This is a genomic window from Aeromonas enteropelogenes (genome assembly GCF_000819845.1).
Classification (GTDB): Bacteria; Pseudomonadota; Gammaproteobacteria; order Enterobacterales; family Aeromonadaceae; genus Aeromonas; species Aeromonas enteropelogenes.
On the sequence record NZ_CDCG01000015.1, the window covers coordinates 7,536 to 8,668 of the forward strand.

Genomic DNA, 1,133 nt, shown 5'->3' on the forward strand with positions numbered 1-1,133 from the left:
TGCTGGCCCTGCTGCTGCTCGGTTCTCTGGCAACCGGCCCCATGGCCCTCACCATGAGCGAGAGCATCAAGGCACTGTTTGTCGGTCAGGAAAGCGGGATTGCAGCGCACAAGCTGCTGATTGTGCAGGAGATCCGTCTGCCCCGCACCCTGCTCTGCATCGCGGTGGGAGGCATACTCGGGCTCTGCGGCGCCGTGATGCAGGGGCTGTTTCGCAATCCGCTGGCCGACCCCGGCATCATAGGGGTCTCGGGCGGTGCGGCGCTCGGGGCTGCGCTTGCCATCGTGCTCCTGACTCCCCTCAGCCAGCAGTGGCAGGCCACTCTGGGGATCGGCCTGCTGCCCCTGCTCGCCTTTCTCGGCGGGGCGCTGACCACGACCCTGGTCTATCTGCTCGGTACCCGAGAGGGGGGCACCTCGGTCACTGTCATGCTGCTGGCCGGGGTCGCCATCACGGCACTCTCCGGCGCCGTGATCGGCCTGCTCACCTATCTGGCCGACGATCAGATGCTGAGGGATCTGAGCCTGTGGCAGATGGGCACTTTGGCGGCGGGCAAACCGGCGGATGTGGCACTGGCGCTGCTGACCCTGGCGACCCTGATCTGGCTCTTCCTGCGCGATGCCAACCCGCTCAACGCCCTGCTGCTTGGCGAAGGGGAAGCGCGCCACCTGGGGGTGGATGTGCAGGCGCTCAAGCGCCGCCTCATCCTGCTCACTGCCGCCGGCGTCGGCGTGGCGGTGGCCGTCTCCGGCATGATCGGCTTCGTCGGTCTGGTTGTGCCCCATCTGGTGCGGCTGATGGCGGGACCCAATCACGTCAGGCTGCTGCCACTCTCGGCCCTGCTGGGGGCCGCCCTTCTGCTTGGCGCCGACATGCTGGCCCGCACCCTGCTGGCCCCGGCCGAATTGCCGGTGGGCATCATCACGGCCCTCCTGGGCGCCCCCTTCTTCATCTGGTTGCTGATCAAGGGCCGCCGCGCCCTCTAAGACGGATTGCTATGGATCATCTTGTCCCCTCCCCCCTCCTGACTTGTCAGCAGCTTGGCCTGCGCCGCGGCCAGCGCCGGATCCTCGACAGGCTGGATCTGACCCTCGAGAGCGGTACCCTGACCGCCCTGCTCGGCCCCAACGGGG

Annotated in this window: 1 protein-coding gene; it reads left to right on the forward strand. The window is 67.9% G+C overall.

Going from position 1 to position 1,133, the window contains the following annotated elements; genetic code table 11:
- Positions 1-2 precede the first annotated feature (2 nt).
- On the forward strand, positions 3-986 hold the full coding sequence (locus tag BN1123_RS05625; RefSeq protein ID WP_082037474.1) for a FecCD family ABC transporter permease: 984 nt from the start codon (positions 3-5) through the stop codon (positions 984-986).
- Positions 987-1,133 lie beyond the last annotated feature (147 nt).